Consider the following 15,190-nt stretch of genomic DNA (forward strand, 5'->3'; position numbering starts at 1 on the left):
AATAAAATTTGATGCATGGGAAAATGAATTCGGTGATAATCATACCTGTCTTACTAATCCTTTTATTTTGTTTTAGTAGGTTTCAAAAGGTAAATAAGGTTAAATCTTATCTATATCTTAGTTGTGTATGGATGCTAACTTGGTTGTTAATACTCTATAACAATTGTTTTGTAACTTCTATTTTTATAGCGTTACTTTTTTTCATGCTTGCTTTTATCTTTAAAAATAAAAGAAATAAGATAATAAAACTTTCGTTATTTGTGGCTTTGGCCATATCGTTTTTTATCACTTTATTTATAATGCTATCTATTTTTATTCAATCCATTAATTTTTTTAATAAAGTAGCTGTTTCAGAATTCTTGTTTTGCTTAAAATGGAGCCACAATATAGTCACTATCAGTGAAGAAAAGATAGGATGTTTTGGTATAGCCCCGCTTTTAGTTGGCACATTACTTACAACTGTTATGGCAATGTTAGTTGTCGTTCCGTTTGGTTTATTTTCTGCAATATATATTAGTGAATATGCGAGTGAGAAAGTGCGTTATATTGTTAATACAACTTTGCAAGTTTTGTCTGCTATTCCTACGGTTGTATATGGATATTTCGCAGTTGTGTTTTTGTCTTTCTTTATAAAGCAGGTAGCAAATTTTTTTGGTTTAAGTATACACTCAGAAAGTGCCTTAGTTGCTGGTTTATCGATTGGGATAATGATTCTTCCTTTTATTATTTCTTTACTCGAAGATGCCATAAGATCTGTTCCAAAAAGCTTGCGTTATGGCTTCATGGCACTTGGCGCAACTCCAGCGGAAACTATATGGCATATAACAATACCTTATGCAATGCCTACAATTTTAAGTGCAATTTTATTGTCAATTTCAAGAGTGATAGGTGAAACAATGATTGTGCTAATGGCTGTGGGAATCAACGCAAATTTGACTTTTAACCCTCTTAATTCAGTTACTACCATTACCGTGCAGATTGCTACATTACTTACCGGAGATCAGGATTTCAATAGTGTACAAACTCTTGCTGCTTATGCGCTTAGTTTAGTGTTGTTTGTTATTACTTGGCTATTGAATGCATTTGCATTGTTTGTAATGAAGCGTAACTAGTAAGCGTTTTAATGTTGCAAAATTTCTATTAATAATATAAGATTTATTTTTTTTAGAAGTTCTTTTATGGAATTATAGTGTTAGGTGATAAAAATAAAGAGATGAATATAGGTAGAGCGATTAAGGTAACGCAAGCAGTTGTTGATATAAAATTTGAAGGTGAATTGCCTAGAATATTTAATGCTTTAAAAAGCAAACTAAAATATAAGGATAAGGAGCTGGTTTTAGAAGTTTCGCAGCATATAGGTGACAATATAGTTCGTTGTATTGCTATGGATAGCACAGATGGCATTTCAAGGGGGGATGAATTTGTTGATACAGGTGCACCAATATCGGTGCCAATTGGGCGTTCAACTTTAGGAAGGATTTTTAATGTTGTTGGAGAGCTTATAGATGAGTGTGGTCCACTGAAGGGAAAATATAACTTAGAGCCTATACACAGAGCACCTCCAAGTTTTACTGAACAGAGAATACAGGAAGAAGTTTTAGTTACGGGAATAAAAGTTATAGATCTTCTTGCACCTTATCTGAAAGGTGGTAAAATCGGCTTATTTGGTGGAGCTGGTGTTGGTAAAACAGTCCTGATAATGGAATTAATTAATAATATAGCAAAAGCTCATAAAGGATTTTCTGTGTTTGCCGGGGTAGGGGAGAGAACGCGTGAAGGTAACGATCTTTATCACGAGATGATCACTTCAAATGTAATAAATATAAATGAGCATGAAAAATCTCAAGCTGTTTTGGTTTATGGTCAGATGAATGAGCCTCCTGGAGCAAGGGCTAGAGTTGCTTTAACGGCGCTTACTATGGCGGAGTATTTTCGTGACCGTGAAAACCAAGATGTTCTATTTTTTGTGGATAATATCTTCCGTTTTACACAAGCTGGTTCTGAAATTTCTGCTTTACTTGGAAGAATACCGTCAGCTGTTGGTTATCAGCCAACCCTTGCAACTGATATGGGTGCAATGCAAGAAAGAATAGCTTCAACAACTTCTGGCTCTATTACTTCTGTGCAAGCTATATATGTTCCTGCAGATGATTTAACTGATCCAGCTCCAGCAACTACATTCTCTCATCTTGATGCCACCACAGTGTTATCAAGGCAAATAGCTGAAATGGGAATATACCCTGCTGTTGATCCACTTGATTCAACTTCTCAGTCTTTATCTGCTGAAATCATTGGTGAAGAACATTATAAGGTAGCTTCTGAGGTGAAACGTATATTGCAAACTTATAAATCACTGCAAGATATTATCGCAATACTTGGTATGGATGAGCTATCTGATGAAGATAAAATTATTGTTGATAGGGCTCGTAAGATTCAAAAATTTCTTTCTCAACCTTTTCATGTTGCGGAAGTATTTACTGGTATGCCTGGCAAATTTGTTTCACTTTCTGATACTGTTTCCAGTTTTAAAGGGATTGTTGAAGGCAAATATGATCACTTACCAGAGGCTGCTTTTTATATGGTGGGGAATATAGATGAAGCAATAAAAAAGGCTGCAAGCTGAAGCTAAATAAAAGTTAAAGATTATGAATACTTTTAAAATGCAATTTTTCTCTCCTGATGATCAAATTTCATTCAGTGGAGTGGTTTCTCTTTCAGTAACTGGGCTCGAAGGGGAGATTATGATTTTAGCTCACCATGCTCCTTACTTAATTTATTTATTGCCTGGTATAATTACTGTTAAAATGAATAACCAAACGGAAAAAAAAGTTGTAATTGACAATGGCATATTAGAAGTTGCAAATAATAATTGTAGCATTATAACAAATCAAATTCAGATTTTTGATCATTTAATCCATAATGAGAGATCATTTGAAAATAAGAGAGTTGGTATATATTTAAGTTATCTTGATGAGAAGTTTCTTTCTTAGTTATTTTAGGCAAAAAGTCGGTTATCACTTTCTTATCATCCGAGTAGCCCAACTTTTGTCATCCCAGTGCTTTTTTTTCTGTCATCCAATATTCTCTTTCCTGTCATTCCAGTGTTTGCCTTTGTCATCCCAGTGTGTGACACTGGGATCTAGGTGTAAAAATATTTGTAAATTATGCAATTGGCAGGGGATTCTAGGAACATATGTCAAAAACAATTTCTATGATGAAATAGGCTGGATTTCACTGTTACGCACTGGAATGACACCTTGCCTTACTGAACGTTCGTGCAGTTCTGTAGCAGACACTGGGATAACACCATTTTTGTACTTTTGCCTTCAAAGATGACAATGTTTTGTAAAGATAGTTTTTTAATAGGAGATTAATATGGAAATTTTTCTTGATAGCGTTGATTTAAATGAAATTAAAGAACTAAAAGAGTTCATTGATGGCATAACAACTAATCCTTCTTTAATAGCAAAGTCCGGGCGTAAAGATAAATACGAGGATTTAGTGCGTGAAATATGCTCTATTATCAAGGGGCCTGTTAGTGTTGAAGTTGTTGCAAATAACCATGCAGATATGGTTAAAGAAGGCCTTAAGTTAGCGGAAATCGCTGATAATGTTGTGGTAAAATTGCCCCTTACATATGAAGGATTAATTTCTTGTAAAAAGTTGTGGACAGAGCATAAAATACCTGTTAACATCACATTATGTTTTTCTCCTGGACAAGCACTGTTTGCCGCTAAGGCCGGTGCTTGTTTTATTTCTCCCTTTGTTGGTCGTCTTGATGATATAAGCTATGATGGCTTATCGCTCATAGAAGATATATGCACTATATATTCTAATTACGGGTTTGATACTAAAGTTCTTGTTGCGTCAGTGAGAAGCCCAGCACATGTAATAGAGGCTGCAAAACTTGGTGCTGATTCAATTACTGTGCCAGCAAAAGTACTTAAACAATTAATTAACCACCCGCTTACTGACCAAGGGCTAGCAATATTTGAAAAAGACTGGGGTGCAAAACAATAAACGGTTACAAATGAACATAAAGATTGGCAAGTTTAGGGTACCCATTTAGGATAGCGGCAAATAAGGTAAACTTGAAAAAAGAGAATGAAAGTTTAAAAGCAGAAGATAAGGCTATAAAGATAGAGAACGCTGAATTAAAGGAATGGCAATGAATTTGTACAATTTTGATAGAAGATCATCAGTTGAGTTACCTATCAATCTCACCAAAAACTATATCGAGTGAACCAATAATTGCTGCAATATCAGCGAGCATGTGACCCTTTGCCATAAAATCCAAGGCTTGTAAATGTGCGAAGCCAGGTGCTCTTATTCGGCATCTATAAGGTCTATTGGTACCATCTGAAATTATATACACTCCAAACTCGCCTTTTGGTGCCTCAACGGCTGCATAAGCCTCACCTTCTGGTACACGATACCCTTCTGAATAAAGTTTAAAATGATGAATCATGGCCTCCATAGATTTTTTCATTTCTTCCCTTGGCGGTGGAGAAATTTTTCTATCTTCAGTTTTTACTGGCCCTTCAGGCATTTTCTCTATACATTGCTTAACCAAACTAATAGACTGCCTAATCTCTGCCATTCTAACTAGATAACGGTCATAACAATCACCATTTTGGCCAATAGGTATATCAAAATCCAGTTGATCATATATCTCATATGGCTGGCTTTTTCGCAAATCCCAAGCAAGCCCAGCAGCACGCAGCATTGGTCCACTAAAGCCCCAATCAAGTGCTTGTGCTACTGATATTTCACTGATTCCTACGGTGCGTTGCTTCCATATCCTATTTTCTGTTAAAAGCTCATCAACATCGTCTATATACTTTGGAAATTGCTCTATAAACTTTGCAATATCCTCAATCAAGCCTTCTGGAATATCTGCTGCAATTCCACCTGGTCTTATGTAAGCTGCGTGAAACCTTGCGCCTGAAGCTCTTTCGTAAAATTCCAATATTTTTTCTCTTTCTTCAAAGAGCCATAAAAGAGGAGTCATTGCTCCAACATCAAGTGCTTGAGAAGAGACATTCAGTAAATGATTTAGTATTCTCGTCAGTTCACAAAATAAAACACGTAAATACTTTGCTCTGATCGGAATTTCGCATTGCAACAATTTTTCAACGCATAACGAATATGTATGCTCTTGTGACATTGGTGATACATAATCAAGACGATCAAAATAAGGCAAAGCTTGAAGATACGTTTTGTGTTCTATTAATTTTTCAGTGCCACGGTGCAAAAGCCCAATGTGAGGATCAGCTCTTTCAATCACTTCGCCATCCATCTCTAAAACAAGACGCAACACTCCATGTGCAGCTGGGTGCTGAGGTCCAAAATTTAACATCATTGTCTTTAGATCGGGCATATTTGACAGTTTAAGATATTGAAATTGTATAGGCTAAAGTGCGCTCAAAGTCAATAGACTTCTTGCATAGGCCACAACTGTCATTATGTGTTAAGTAATTCCGTTTCTTATAAAACGCACTGATAAAGAGAAACTCTAAGTTGCAGCCGCACAATGTTTCTCTTTTCTGCTGTTGATGATTATTTCGCCTATTGTAACTGCCGCTAGAATAAAGCAATAATATACCTGTGTTAATAAAGAAATAGGTGATACAGAGGCGATGCTACCTGCTAGCAATAGTTGGGAACCATAAGGTAAGATACCTTTTGTAGCACAAGCAAAAACATCTAATAAGTATGCGCTGCGATGTGGCGCAATACTGTGTTTTTGTGCAAGCCTTTTTGCAATGCCACCACTTAGTAAAATAGCAATGGTATTATTGGCAACTAAGGTAGTAAACATAGACGCAATTCCTGCTATCACAAATTCAGCTTTAGTTTTTGTGATATTGCTTTCATCGATGAGTTTATGCAACGCTTTTTGACCTTGCTTGTACATTATATGGCTCAATCCACCAATAAATAGAGCAAATATCACTATTTCGTTTACTTTTTTGAAACCGTCATACACGTCATGAGGAAATTGAATGATAGCATAGTCAAAAAAAGTTATTCCTAGCACACCAGCAATAATTATGTTTATAGTTATTGTTACTAAAGTGGCGACTTCAAGCAGCCCCATGATTATTAAAGAAATGTAAGGAATAATTTTTGTTATAGAATAATAATCTAAATTTGATATAGAAATAATTTTTGTACTATTTGAGGCAACTGCTAGGTAGATGAGTGTTATAATGCTGGCAATAAGTGCAACTTTAGAGTTCATTTTAAGTTTATCTTTTGCTGAAGCTTCCTGTGAAGAAACAGATGCAATGGTGGTATCAGATATCATCGAAAGGTTATCGCCAAACACGGCACCACCTACTACAGTTGCAGTTCCTATTTCAAGACCAAAAGCTCCACTTTTTGCCAGATTAACAGCTATAGGTACCATCAGCGCAACAACTCCCATAGATGTGCCAATTGCAGTTGAAATAAAAGCAGAAGCCAAAAATACTCCAGGAAGTAGTAATCGTGCTGGAAGGAAATTAAGAATTAAATTAGCAACAGTGTCTGCGCTACCAATTGATTGAGTAACCGCAGAAAATGCTCCAGAAAATAGAAAAATTAAACACATAGTAAGGGTGCTTTTGTCACCCATGCCCTCGATAACAGTATCGATGTTATGCTGAATTTTATTTGTACCACGTGAGACAGCAAAAAATAGTGCTGGTAATAAGCAGATTACTGGTGAAACCTGATGAAGTGGATTATCAGTTCCGATAAAAGAAAAATAAGCACCACTTCCAAGGTACAAGATTAAAAAAATAATCAAAGGGACAAAAGCTGTCATTTTACTGTACCTCAAACTTACAACTATAACTAATTAAGTGGTCTTAAGCAAGTTTGGTTCACTGGGAATGTTCAAAAAAGCATACGCGTCAAGTTAAGGAAATAAAGGTGTGAAAGAGATAGAATAATAAGGTATAAGTTCTCCCAGATATACTTTTAGTGAGAGAACCAATGAATAAAATAACTTGCTTATCAAAAAAGCTCAAAGAATTTTTTAATGAAAAAGCAGACAAAATCTCAATTACAACAAGGTTTATAAAAAGAAAGAGAAAGCTATCGTTCATAAAAGCGATGGTCTTGGGTAATATAGGGGTTGATAATTGTAGCGTAGAAACAATGTGACCTTACCAAGAAAAAGAGGAGAGAAAGTTTGGAATGTTTTTCACAAAGGAAATGATGAATCAAAATGCTCAGGAATGCAATAGTTAATAGTGACGTTGTTTGTTATAAAAAATTTCTATATATTCAAATATAGCAGTTTTGATATGCTGTTTAGAGTGCCAAGAGGTGTCACTCCCTTTTTAGAGAACTTTTCCACAACAGAATTGTCGTAACAACAACCTTTATGACTCATCTATGTTTTTTGTGGATAAGAGATATTGATGAAGTATATTGTGAACCTTGATCACTATGTAATAGTAGATTTTCAGCAGGTTTACACGGCCATTAATCATAACCAATTGTTTATTTATTGAACTGCTCATATGCGTGAATATAGATCCTGCCAACATCCTTCCTTGGTTTTTATATAAGTAAACCCATACTTTATTTGGTTGATCGACAATAAAGTTTTGGTCTAATACCAATCTCCACTAATAGATAGACAAATAGTAAAAACTACAAATAATTGAGGCTAGAAAGAATAAATATGTAGTTTATGGCAGGAAAAAGTAAAGCAATAGGAGAAGAACTATATAATCAATGCAAGTTAGAATTAAAAAAATATGGAATAAGAGGAGAGATAGGAAGAAGGTTACAAGCAATAATATCAGCAAAGGAGTATGGTATCTCAAAAGTTGCTAAAATATATAGAATTACGAGAACGACATTAATGAAATGGATTGCAAGATTTAAAGAAAAAGGTGTTATTGGGTTTGCAATACAGCCAGGGCGAGGACCTAAACCAAAACTGAACGAGGAGAAGAAGGAAAAAATAAGAGAGGTAATAGAAGAAGATGGGGCAAATCTGACTGCTAAAAAATTGCAAGGTATAGTTGAAGGAATGTTAGCTATCAAAGTAAGTGAGTCAACGGCGAGAAGGCTTATGAAGAAGCTAGGATTTACATATATCACACCTCGTCCAGCACATTATAAACAAGACAAAAACAAACAAGAGGAGTTCAAAAAAAATCTCAATGAAATTGTGGAAAAGAACCGGAAAAAGGAGGTTTTTTTTCGATGAATCGAGATTTGGAACGCACTCAAAAGTTGGACATGGATGGTTTAAAAAGGGCTCAAGAACACAAGTTAAAGTAAAAATCGGAAGAGAAAACTTCTATCTTTACAGCGCTGTAAATCCCAGGAATGGAGAGGATATTAGCCTACTTGCTCCACATGTAAACACAGATTGCATGAACATATTTTTGGAGCAGATGTCGAAAGATTTGGGGACTAGAGAAGCTTTTCTTATCATGGATTGCGCAAGTTGGCATAGGTCTAAAGGTTTAAAAACTCCTGAAAATATCACCATAATTTATTTGCCGCCGTACTCGCCTGAGCTCAATCCTGTGGAAAGATTTTGGCAACATTTAAAGGAAAATATAATAAAGAACAAGATGTATGACTCTATTAAATTACTTGAAAATGCTGTATCTGAATTTATTCGAGATATTACGGAAAGTTCGATCAAAACCATTTGCTCTGTGAATTATTTGTCTAGTTATTTATGAGGGTTGGTATAATATATTGGAAGCTACTGTCCGTTTGTTGTTTCTTAACTTTAAATTTTCTTCTCAATATAGCCCAAATGCCATTTTTCTGCATAATACTTTGCACTGTTTTTAAGTTGCAACTTTTACCCAAAGCCTTTAATTCAGCATGAATTTTAGGAGCTCCATATCTACATTTAGAAACTTTTTTTGAATATCTGCTAATAACTCCTTATTTGCTACTGCTTATTTTCCTTGTAGTCCACTTATGGTAGCCACTAATTCAAAACCCCACCTGCACTTTATGGTGTTTACTATATAAAAAAATATTTTACTCTTTTTGACTGGCCAGGGCTTTTTTTAAAATGTCTCTTTCTCTTGTTAACTCTTTCTGTAAATCAATAGCTATAGCCAGTGTAGGTCAAGCTAATATATGACAATTATCTGTTCGATGAAAACGAAATTAAATACATTTTTAATATTTTTATAGAAATCTATTAGTATAGATTTCGTATGCTATTCTAATGGCTATTTTTAAATGCTTAATGCTTCTTTTTATTATTTCTTGCACACACCTGCCTACTAAGCAACATCCGACTAACATAGACAACGAAGATCATCATGATATAGGTGAGCACTCGTTGCAACAATATAACACCTCTTTGGAGATTAATGAACCGGCAATACCAGAAATTATGCCTTTACCAATAGAATTTCCTGATCTCACGACCAGTAGTCAGCTTATTTCTATTAATGTTAGTGAAGAAGTATCAGTAAAGGATTTGCTGATTGAGATAGGGAAACTTTCTGACATTAACCTGGATATAGATCCAAAAATATCAGGTAATATTATTTTAAAGCTAAAAGATAAGAATATAAACGAAGTAATGCAGAGTATAGCCAACAGCGCCAAACTGCGTTACTCAACAAGTAACGGTGTAATTAGAATTGAGCAGGACTTGCCATACGCGCAAAATTATTACGTAGACTTCATTAATATTCAACATTCTGCTCAAAGCAGTTTCGTCATTAGTAACAATATTACGAGCAGTGATGGAAGTAACGTTGATAGGGACTATAACAATGTTATGAAGTCTCAATACAGTAGTGACTTATGGAATTCATTAGAAAAAGGCTTGAATGCAATAATCGATGTTAACGGGGTGGATGATGGCGAATTCCTTTCATCCAACAGAGAAGCTGGTGTTATTATTTTGAATGCTAGAAAAGATATCCATAAAGCTGTTGAAGAATATATTAATAAGGTTAAGAAATTAGCGTCTTCTCAAGTAATGATAGAGGCAAAAATAGTTGAAGTTGTGTTAGATGACAAATATCTTTCTGGTATAAACTTAAATGATCTACATGATGGAGCCAAGTCTACAATGGATCACGATAATTCCATCATTAATCTAGCAATGAGCTTTGGTGCGAGTGATTTAGTGAACTTAGTAAAAAATTTAGACAAATTTGGCACTTCAACTGTAATTTCAAGTCCTAGAGTACATGCTATAAATAATCAGCAAGCGATGATTTCATTTACCAAAAACCATATTTATTTTACTTCCGATATACAAAAAGATACTAGAAACTCTAATCAGACCTTGATTACCAAGATGAATAGCGTTCCAATAGGTGTTGTGCTAATAATTCACCCAAGCATTAACATTGATACTAGTGAAATATTCATGGATATACACCCAACTTTATCAAGAATTAACGGCTACACTAAAGATCCAGATATAGAGTACGTCGCACAGCAGAATAGAATGAAATTAAATAGCGACATTCCAATTGTTGAAATCAGAGAAATGAACTCTATGTTAAAAATTAAGAGCGGTGAAATTATGGTAATCGGTGGGCTTATAGAGCATAGAGAAGATAAGCAAAGCTTATTGCACCGGAAGTCAAAAAGGCTAGCGAATAACATTAGAACAGTAGAAACCGTCATCTTTTTAAAAGCAACAATAGTACCAACTTTTGGTTTGCTAGACAGAAAAGATGAGAATTTGTATATGTTGAATAATTACTAAAAATTAAATATCAGACCAACTTCAATATTGTGAGTAGATATGTCATCTGCAACAGGTATCGGAACGCTAAAGTAACGATAGCCGAGAAAGGTTTTTACTTCTGGGATTATTGAATAATCAACACCAAGTTTTATTTGATAAGCAAACCAAGGAACATTAAGTGGCATTGAATTTTGGGGTGACCCACTAATCCTTTTTAATCTAAAAACTGTTGGCCCTATACCAAGACCGATGTACGGAGCAAATTGTGTACCCTGAATGCTGGGATTATAATAGAAGTTTAACAAAAACGCAAATACACTTGCTGATTTATCAAATACCGGAGGAGAATTACTATTTTCAATATTGACTTTAGAATACATGGTTTCAAAATCAACTCGGCCATTTTCCCCATCATAGTAACCTAAAGATATGCTGCTGAGCCACTGGAAATCAATTTTACCGTTAAACTGCCGTATACTCTCAATTTCATCTACTAATCCCTTTTTTATTAACCCTGATATTGCATTTTCTATCCAAGAACTATTAGGATCATCTGCATTGATTAAACTAATAAATCTTTCTCCTATTGCTTTTATACCCTTTACAAATGTTTCTGAATTATCATGGTATACCTTACCACCGTTAGCCCTAACATAAAAATTAAGTTTTTTCGATTTTTTTTTTGTGAGTTGCTCATTATCAGCTCGATCTGGAATGCGTGACCACATATTTTTCTGATTAGCTACTTGGAGAATAGAAGGTTGCTTAATAGGACTACTTTCAAGTTCTTGATATTTTAAATCATTTATTAGTATTTCTTTTTCAGTAACCTCTTCAGAACGTATTACACTTTCATTATTGTCTGTTTCTAGTTTTAAGGGTTGTATTTGCTCAATGTGTGTATTATTACTGGTATAAGTAATAAAAAAATAGACACATGGAATGAAAATCAAAAATAAAGTAATAGATATTTTAGTTATAACAAATGAACCCATAATTATTATTTATAGTATAACTACTATATCATATATTTCTTTAATGTACAAAAAATTAAGGTAAGATACTTCCGATTAGATAATTATTTTCCACTCCTTTAACATTAACTTTCACAATACTCTTGGCTTGAGCTTTTGATTCAAGCTTTACTAATGCAAAATTTTCTGTTCTACCGATATGATTTTGCTCAACCAGAACGCTTTGCTCGGTGCTGAGCAAAGATTGATAAAAATTGCTCATCATTTCTTTATTTACTTCTCTTAAATTTTTTACTCGTTCTTTACGCACATCCTCTGATATTTGTGGCATCCGTGCAGCAGGTGTATTTTTCCGCTCTGAATATGGAAAAGCATGTAGATAAACTACATTTATTTTTTTTAGTAGATCAACTGTATCCTGAAACATTTCATCAGTTTCTGTTGGAAATCCAGCAATAATATCAGCGCCAAATGCTATATTAGGCCTCAAGCTCTTCATTTTATGACAAAATTCTATCACTTGTTCCCTGTTGTGACGACGCTTCATTCTCTTTAGTATTAAATTGTTACCAGATTGTAGACTCAAATGTAAATGAGGCATAAGTCTTGACTCATTAGCTATTAAATCTATTAATTCATCGTCAACTTCAGCAACATCGATAGAGGAAAGTCTTAGCCTCTTCAACTCTGGTATATCCTTTAAAACTCTCCTAATCATTGAACCAAGTGATGGCTTAGCAAACAAATCTGTACCAAAGTCAGTAATATCAACACCTGTAAACACTACTTCTTGATATCCATTTTCTACAAAGATTCTAATTTGCTCTATAATACTGTTTATTGGCACAGATCGATTGTTCCCTCTTGCCTCAGTAATTGAGCAAAATGTGCAGCTATGATTACAACCATTTTGAATTTCAATAAACGCCCTTGATTTATCTTCAAATCCATTAATTAGAACAGGTTCTACTTGGTTATCACTGACTAAGATTTTATCGTCATTTAGTAAGTAATTTTCAGCTTTTAGCTTATCTTGATTGCCCAGCACTTTACTCACACCAGGAATATCGCTATACGCTTCAGGATCCAACTGAACAGCACAGCCAACAACGATAATTTCCTTACTTGGGTCATTTTTATAGATCTTACGTATTTTTTGCTTTACTTGGCGTTCTGCTTCGTTTGTTACTGCGCAGCTATGCACCACAACAACATTTTCTCTCTTTGCTTTTTTTAATGCTTCTTTGATTAACTCACTCTCGTAAAAATTTAGACGACAACCAAATGTTATCACTTCATTCATGCTAGTATTTTTTAGACCTTACAATTTAAATTATATCACACATCCAAGCAAAATGACCATTGTTTTAATGCTATCAAATGTCACTTGAACACTCCCGAACTTATCACTTTATGCCACTGATCTTCATCTAAAATTTTCACACCTAATTCCACTGCCTTTTTATATTTGGATCCTGGTTTTTCTCCTGCAATTAGATAGTCAGTTTTAGCAGAGAGGCTTGAGCTGACCTTTGCTCCCAGAGTTTTGGCTCTTACTTTTGCCTCTCCTCTACTCATAGCAAGTAGCTTACCAGTAAATACTATAATTTTATTATTTAAAACAGAACCGCTAGAGTTGGAGCTCGCAGGAAGAATTTGAAGACAAGCAGTAAGATCATTTAACATTTTGATGTTGCGTTCCTCAGAAAAAAATGATTCCAAAGATTCAGCCCCTTTTTTTCCTATGCCGTCTATACTGACTAGCTCAGTATTATCTGATGACATCGAATTATACCAATTATAATAAGAAACATAATAATCTGCAAGCAATTCTGCTGCAACTTGGCCAATAAATCTAATACCTAAAGAAAATATAAACCTATCTAGAGTTATTATCCTTCTGCTTTGTATAGCATTTAATAAATGAGCTATTGATTTTTTGCCCCAACCAGGCTGTTCTTCCAGATTAAATTCATCCAATTTTTCTTCTAAAGTAAAAATATCATGGATTTGTTTTATCAGACCAAGGTCGTAAAAAAACTCTATCTGCTTATCACCAAGGCCAACAATATCAAATGCATTTTTCGATACAAAATGCTTTAGTTTTTCTATTATTTGAGCTTTACAAGCAAATTCCTCAGGACATCTTACTGCCACTCCTTCAATCTGCACTTTACTGCCACATTCAGGACATACGTCAGGAAACACAAATTCAGGTGTATTTGGAAGACGAGAATCTCTGCTTACTTCAACGATCTGGGGAATTACATCCCCTGCCCTTTTGATTGTTACAATATCTCCCTCTCTTATGTCTTTACGTTTTATCTCATCTTGGTTATGCAGACTTGCTCTACTAACTAGCACCCCACCAATATTGACTGGCACTAAATCTGCAACTGGAGTTAAAACTCCTGTTCTACCCACCTGTATAAATATCTTATTTAACTTTGTTTTTGCATAAACCGCAGAAAACTTGTACGCAAGTGCTGAGCGCGGTGCTTTGTGAGTATTCCCTAGACGATTTTGTAGTACCAAATCATTTACTTTATATACTATTCCATCAATATCATAATCCAAGTTATAGCGACAATTATAGATCTCGTTATAGAACTTCAGCATTCCATTCAAACTACTTGTTAAGGAACGATGCTCATTTACGCAAAAACCAAGTACCTCAAGTTTATTTAGTATTTCACTTTGACTTTTCTCTGCTCCGCCAATCAAAGAATAAGCAAAATATCTAAGAGGTCTGCTTGCTGTAATGTTTGCATCCAATTGCTTTAGAGAACCAGCGGCTGCATTTCGAGGATTGGCAAATTCATTGTTTTCATTTAACTTTAAAAAGTCGCTGTTACCGATGTATATTTCACCTCTTACTTCTAGTCTTCCTTGCACACCTTGCAAAAACTTAGGAAAGCCTTTTATTGTTGCAACATTGTGAGTGACATCTTCCCCTAAAAAACCGTCACCTCGAGTTGCAGCTTTAACAAATCTTCCATCCTCATAAATTGCAGAAAACGACAACCCATCAATTTTTGGTTCACATAATATCTCTATTTTGTCCTCAATTAAAAACCTCTTTATTTTAGACAAAAATTTCTCTACACCTTGTTCATCATAAGCATTCTCAAGAGAAAGCATAGGTTCTTGATGTTCCACTTTAGAAAATCTCTCATCAGGCGGAGCACCAACACTATCTTGTGTTGCATAAATTTCTGGCTCTATTTCAGCTAACTTTTTTTTCAGTTCATCATATTCAGCATCACTTATTTCTGGCTTACTTTTTTGATAATACAAGACATTATGATAATTAATTTGATTTTGCAGTTTTTTTCTCATCTTTTCTAAGTTAGTCATGATACCAATATAATGCTCCTTGTCGTTAAGTCATGAACTTTTTTAAAGGCGTTATAAATTTATACTACTGCTCTAAAAAGCAACTATGCTAATATTAATATAACATTTATATTTACATGCTAATATTAGTATTATTTTTTAAATTAAGGAGTATATTATGGTAAAA

General features: G+C 34.5%; 12 protein-coding genes and 3 pseudogenes. 8 read left to right on the forward strand and 7 right to left on the reverse strand.

Annotation, left to right across the window (positions count from 1 at the left end; translation table 11 throughout):
• Positions 1-23 precede the first annotated feature (23 nt).
• The 5 genes from pstC (at position 24) to NBW37_RS07585 (ending at position 4,172) form a co-directional block, all read left to right on the forward strand.
• Positions 24-1,112, forward strand: a complete 1,089-nt coding sequence (pstC, locus tag NBW37_RS00690; protein ID WP_250296526.1) for a phosphate ABC transporter permease subunit PstC — start codon at positions 24-26, stop codon at positions 1,110-1,112.
• A gap of 101 nt (positions 1,113-1,213) precedes the next feature.
• On the forward strand, positions 1,214-2,623 hold the full coding sequence (gene atpD, locus NBW37_RS00695; protein WP_250296971.1) for a F0F1 ATP synthase subunit beta: 1,410 nt from the start codon (positions 1,214-1,216) through the stop codon (positions 2,621-2,623).
• A gap of 22 nt (positions 2,624-2,645) precedes the next feature.
• Complete coding sequence (locus NBW37_RS00700) at positions 2,646-2,990, forward strand: F0F1 ATP synthase subunit epsilon (protein WP_250296527.1); 345 nt, start codon at positions 2,646-2,648, stop codon at positions 2,988-2,990.
• Positions 2,991-3,375: 385 nt separating this feature from the next.
• Positions 3,376-4,020 carry a fructose-6-phosphate aldolase gene (gene fsa / locus NBW37_RS00705; RefSeq protein ID WP_250296528.1) on the forward strand — a complete coding sequence of 215 codons (645 nt, stop codon included), beginning with the start codon at positions 3,376-3,378 and terminating at the stop codon, positions 4,018-4,020.
• Positions 4,021-4,043: 23 nt separating this feature from the next.
• Positions 4,044-4,172, forward strand: a complete 129-nt coding sequence (locus NBW37_RS07585; RefSeq protein ID WP_256466271.1) for a hypothetical protein — start codon at positions 4,044-4,046, stop codon at positions 4,170-4,172.
• Between the two features lie 35 nt (positions 4,173-4,207).
• Here the strand turns inward: NBW37_RS07585 and NBW37_RS00710 are convergent, their stop codons facing one another.
• Both NBW37_RS00710 and NBW37_RS00715 read right to left on the reverse strand, forming a co-directional pair.
• On the reverse strand, positions 4,208-5,380 hold the full coding sequence (locus NBW37_RS00710) for an NADH-quinone oxidoreductase subunit D (RefSeq protein WP_250296529.1): 1,173 nt from the start codon (positions 5,378-5,380) through the stop codon (positions 4,208-4,210).
• A gap of 135 nt (positions 5,381-5,515) precedes the next feature.
• A complete protein-coding gene (locus tag NBW37_RS00715; RefSeq protein WP_250296530.1) occupies positions 5,516-6,811 on the reverse strand; it encodes a Na+/H+ antiporter NhaC family protein in 1,296 nt (431 codons plus the stop codon).
• A gap of 170 nt (positions 6,812-6,981) precedes the next feature.
• On the opposite strand from NBW37_RS00715, the pseudogene NBW37_RS00720 reads away from it, so the two are divergent.
• Positions 6,982-7,149: pseudogene (locus NBW37_RS00720) on the forward strand (IS4 family transposase); the annotation flags it as partial.
• Positions 7,150-7,192: 43 nt separating this feature from the next.
• On the opposite strand, the pseudogene NBW37_RS07820 reads toward NBW37_RS00720, so the two are convergent.
• Positions 7,193-7,613 (reverse strand): annotated as a pseudogene (locus NBW37_RS07820) (transposase family protein); the annotation flags it as partial.
• A 74-nt stretch (positions 7,614-7,687) separates the two neighbouring features.
• Between NBW37_RS07820 and NBW37_RS00725 the strand changes: the two are divergent.
• Positions 7,688-8,699, forward strand: a protein-coding gene (locus tag NBW37_RS00725) for an IS630 family transposase (RefSeq protein ID WP_250295836.1) whose coding sequence is annotated in 2 segments (ribosomal slippage) — positions 7,688-8,200 and positions 8,202-8,699 — 1,011 coding nt in all. Because the reading frame shifts where the segments join, the coding sequence is not laid out codon by codon here.
• Here the strand turns inward: NBW37_RS00725 and NBW37_RS07825 are convergent.
• Positions 8,692-9,078: pseudogene (locus tag NBW37_RS07825) on the reverse strand (IS3 family transposase); the annotation flags it as partial. The gene NBW37_RS00725 and the pseudogene NBW37_RS07825 sit on opposite strands and share 8 nt — an antisense overlap.
• Before the next feature lie 124 nt (positions 9,079-9,202).
• Between NBW37_RS07825 and NBW37_RS00735 the strand changes: the two are divergent.
• Positions 9,203-10,711, forward strand: coding sequence for a type II secretion system protein GspD (locus tag NBW37_RS00735; protein WP_250296532.1), 1,509 nt, complete (start codon positions 9,203-9,205; stop codon positions 10,709-10,711).
• Here NBW37_RS00735 and NBW37_RS00740 read toward each other — a convergent pair.
• The 3 genes from NBW37_RS00740 to ligA all read right to left on the reverse strand — a co-directional run bounded on the left by NBW37_RS00740 (position 10,708) and on the right by ligA (position 15,024).
• A complete protein-coding gene (locus tag NBW37_RS00740; protein ID WP_250296533.1) occupies positions 10,708-11,688 on the reverse strand; it encodes a P44/Msp2 family outer membrane protein in 981 nt (326 codons plus the stop codon). The two genes, NBW37_RS00735 and NBW37_RS00740, sit on opposite strands and share 4 nt — an antisense overlap.
• A gap of 55 nt (positions 11,689-11,743) precedes the next feature.
• Positions 11,744-12,970: a tRNA (N(6)-L-threonylcarbamoyladenosine(37)-C(2))-methylthiotransferase MtaB gene (mtaB, locus tag NBW37_RS00745; RefSeq protein ID WP_250296534.1), complete on the reverse strand. Its 1,227-nt coding sequence runs from the start codon at positions 12,968-12,970 to the stop codon at positions 11,744-11,746.
• An 80-nt stretch (positions 12,971-13,050) separates the two neighbouring features.
• The gene (gene ligA / locus NBW37_RS00750; RefSeq protein WP_250296535.1) at positions 13,051-15,024 is read right to left on the reverse strand and encodes an NAD-dependent DNA ligase LigA; all 1,974 of its coding nucleotides are present in this window, start codon (positions 15,022-15,024) and stop codon (positions 13,051-13,053) included.
• Positions 15,025-15,190: the final 166 nt, after the last annotated feature.

It is taken from the genome of Wolbachia endosymbiont of Oedothorax gibbosus, from assembly GCF_936270145.1.
Taxonomy (GTDB): Bacteria; Pseudomonadota; Alphaproteobacteria; order Rickettsiales; family Anaplasmataceae; genus Wolbachia.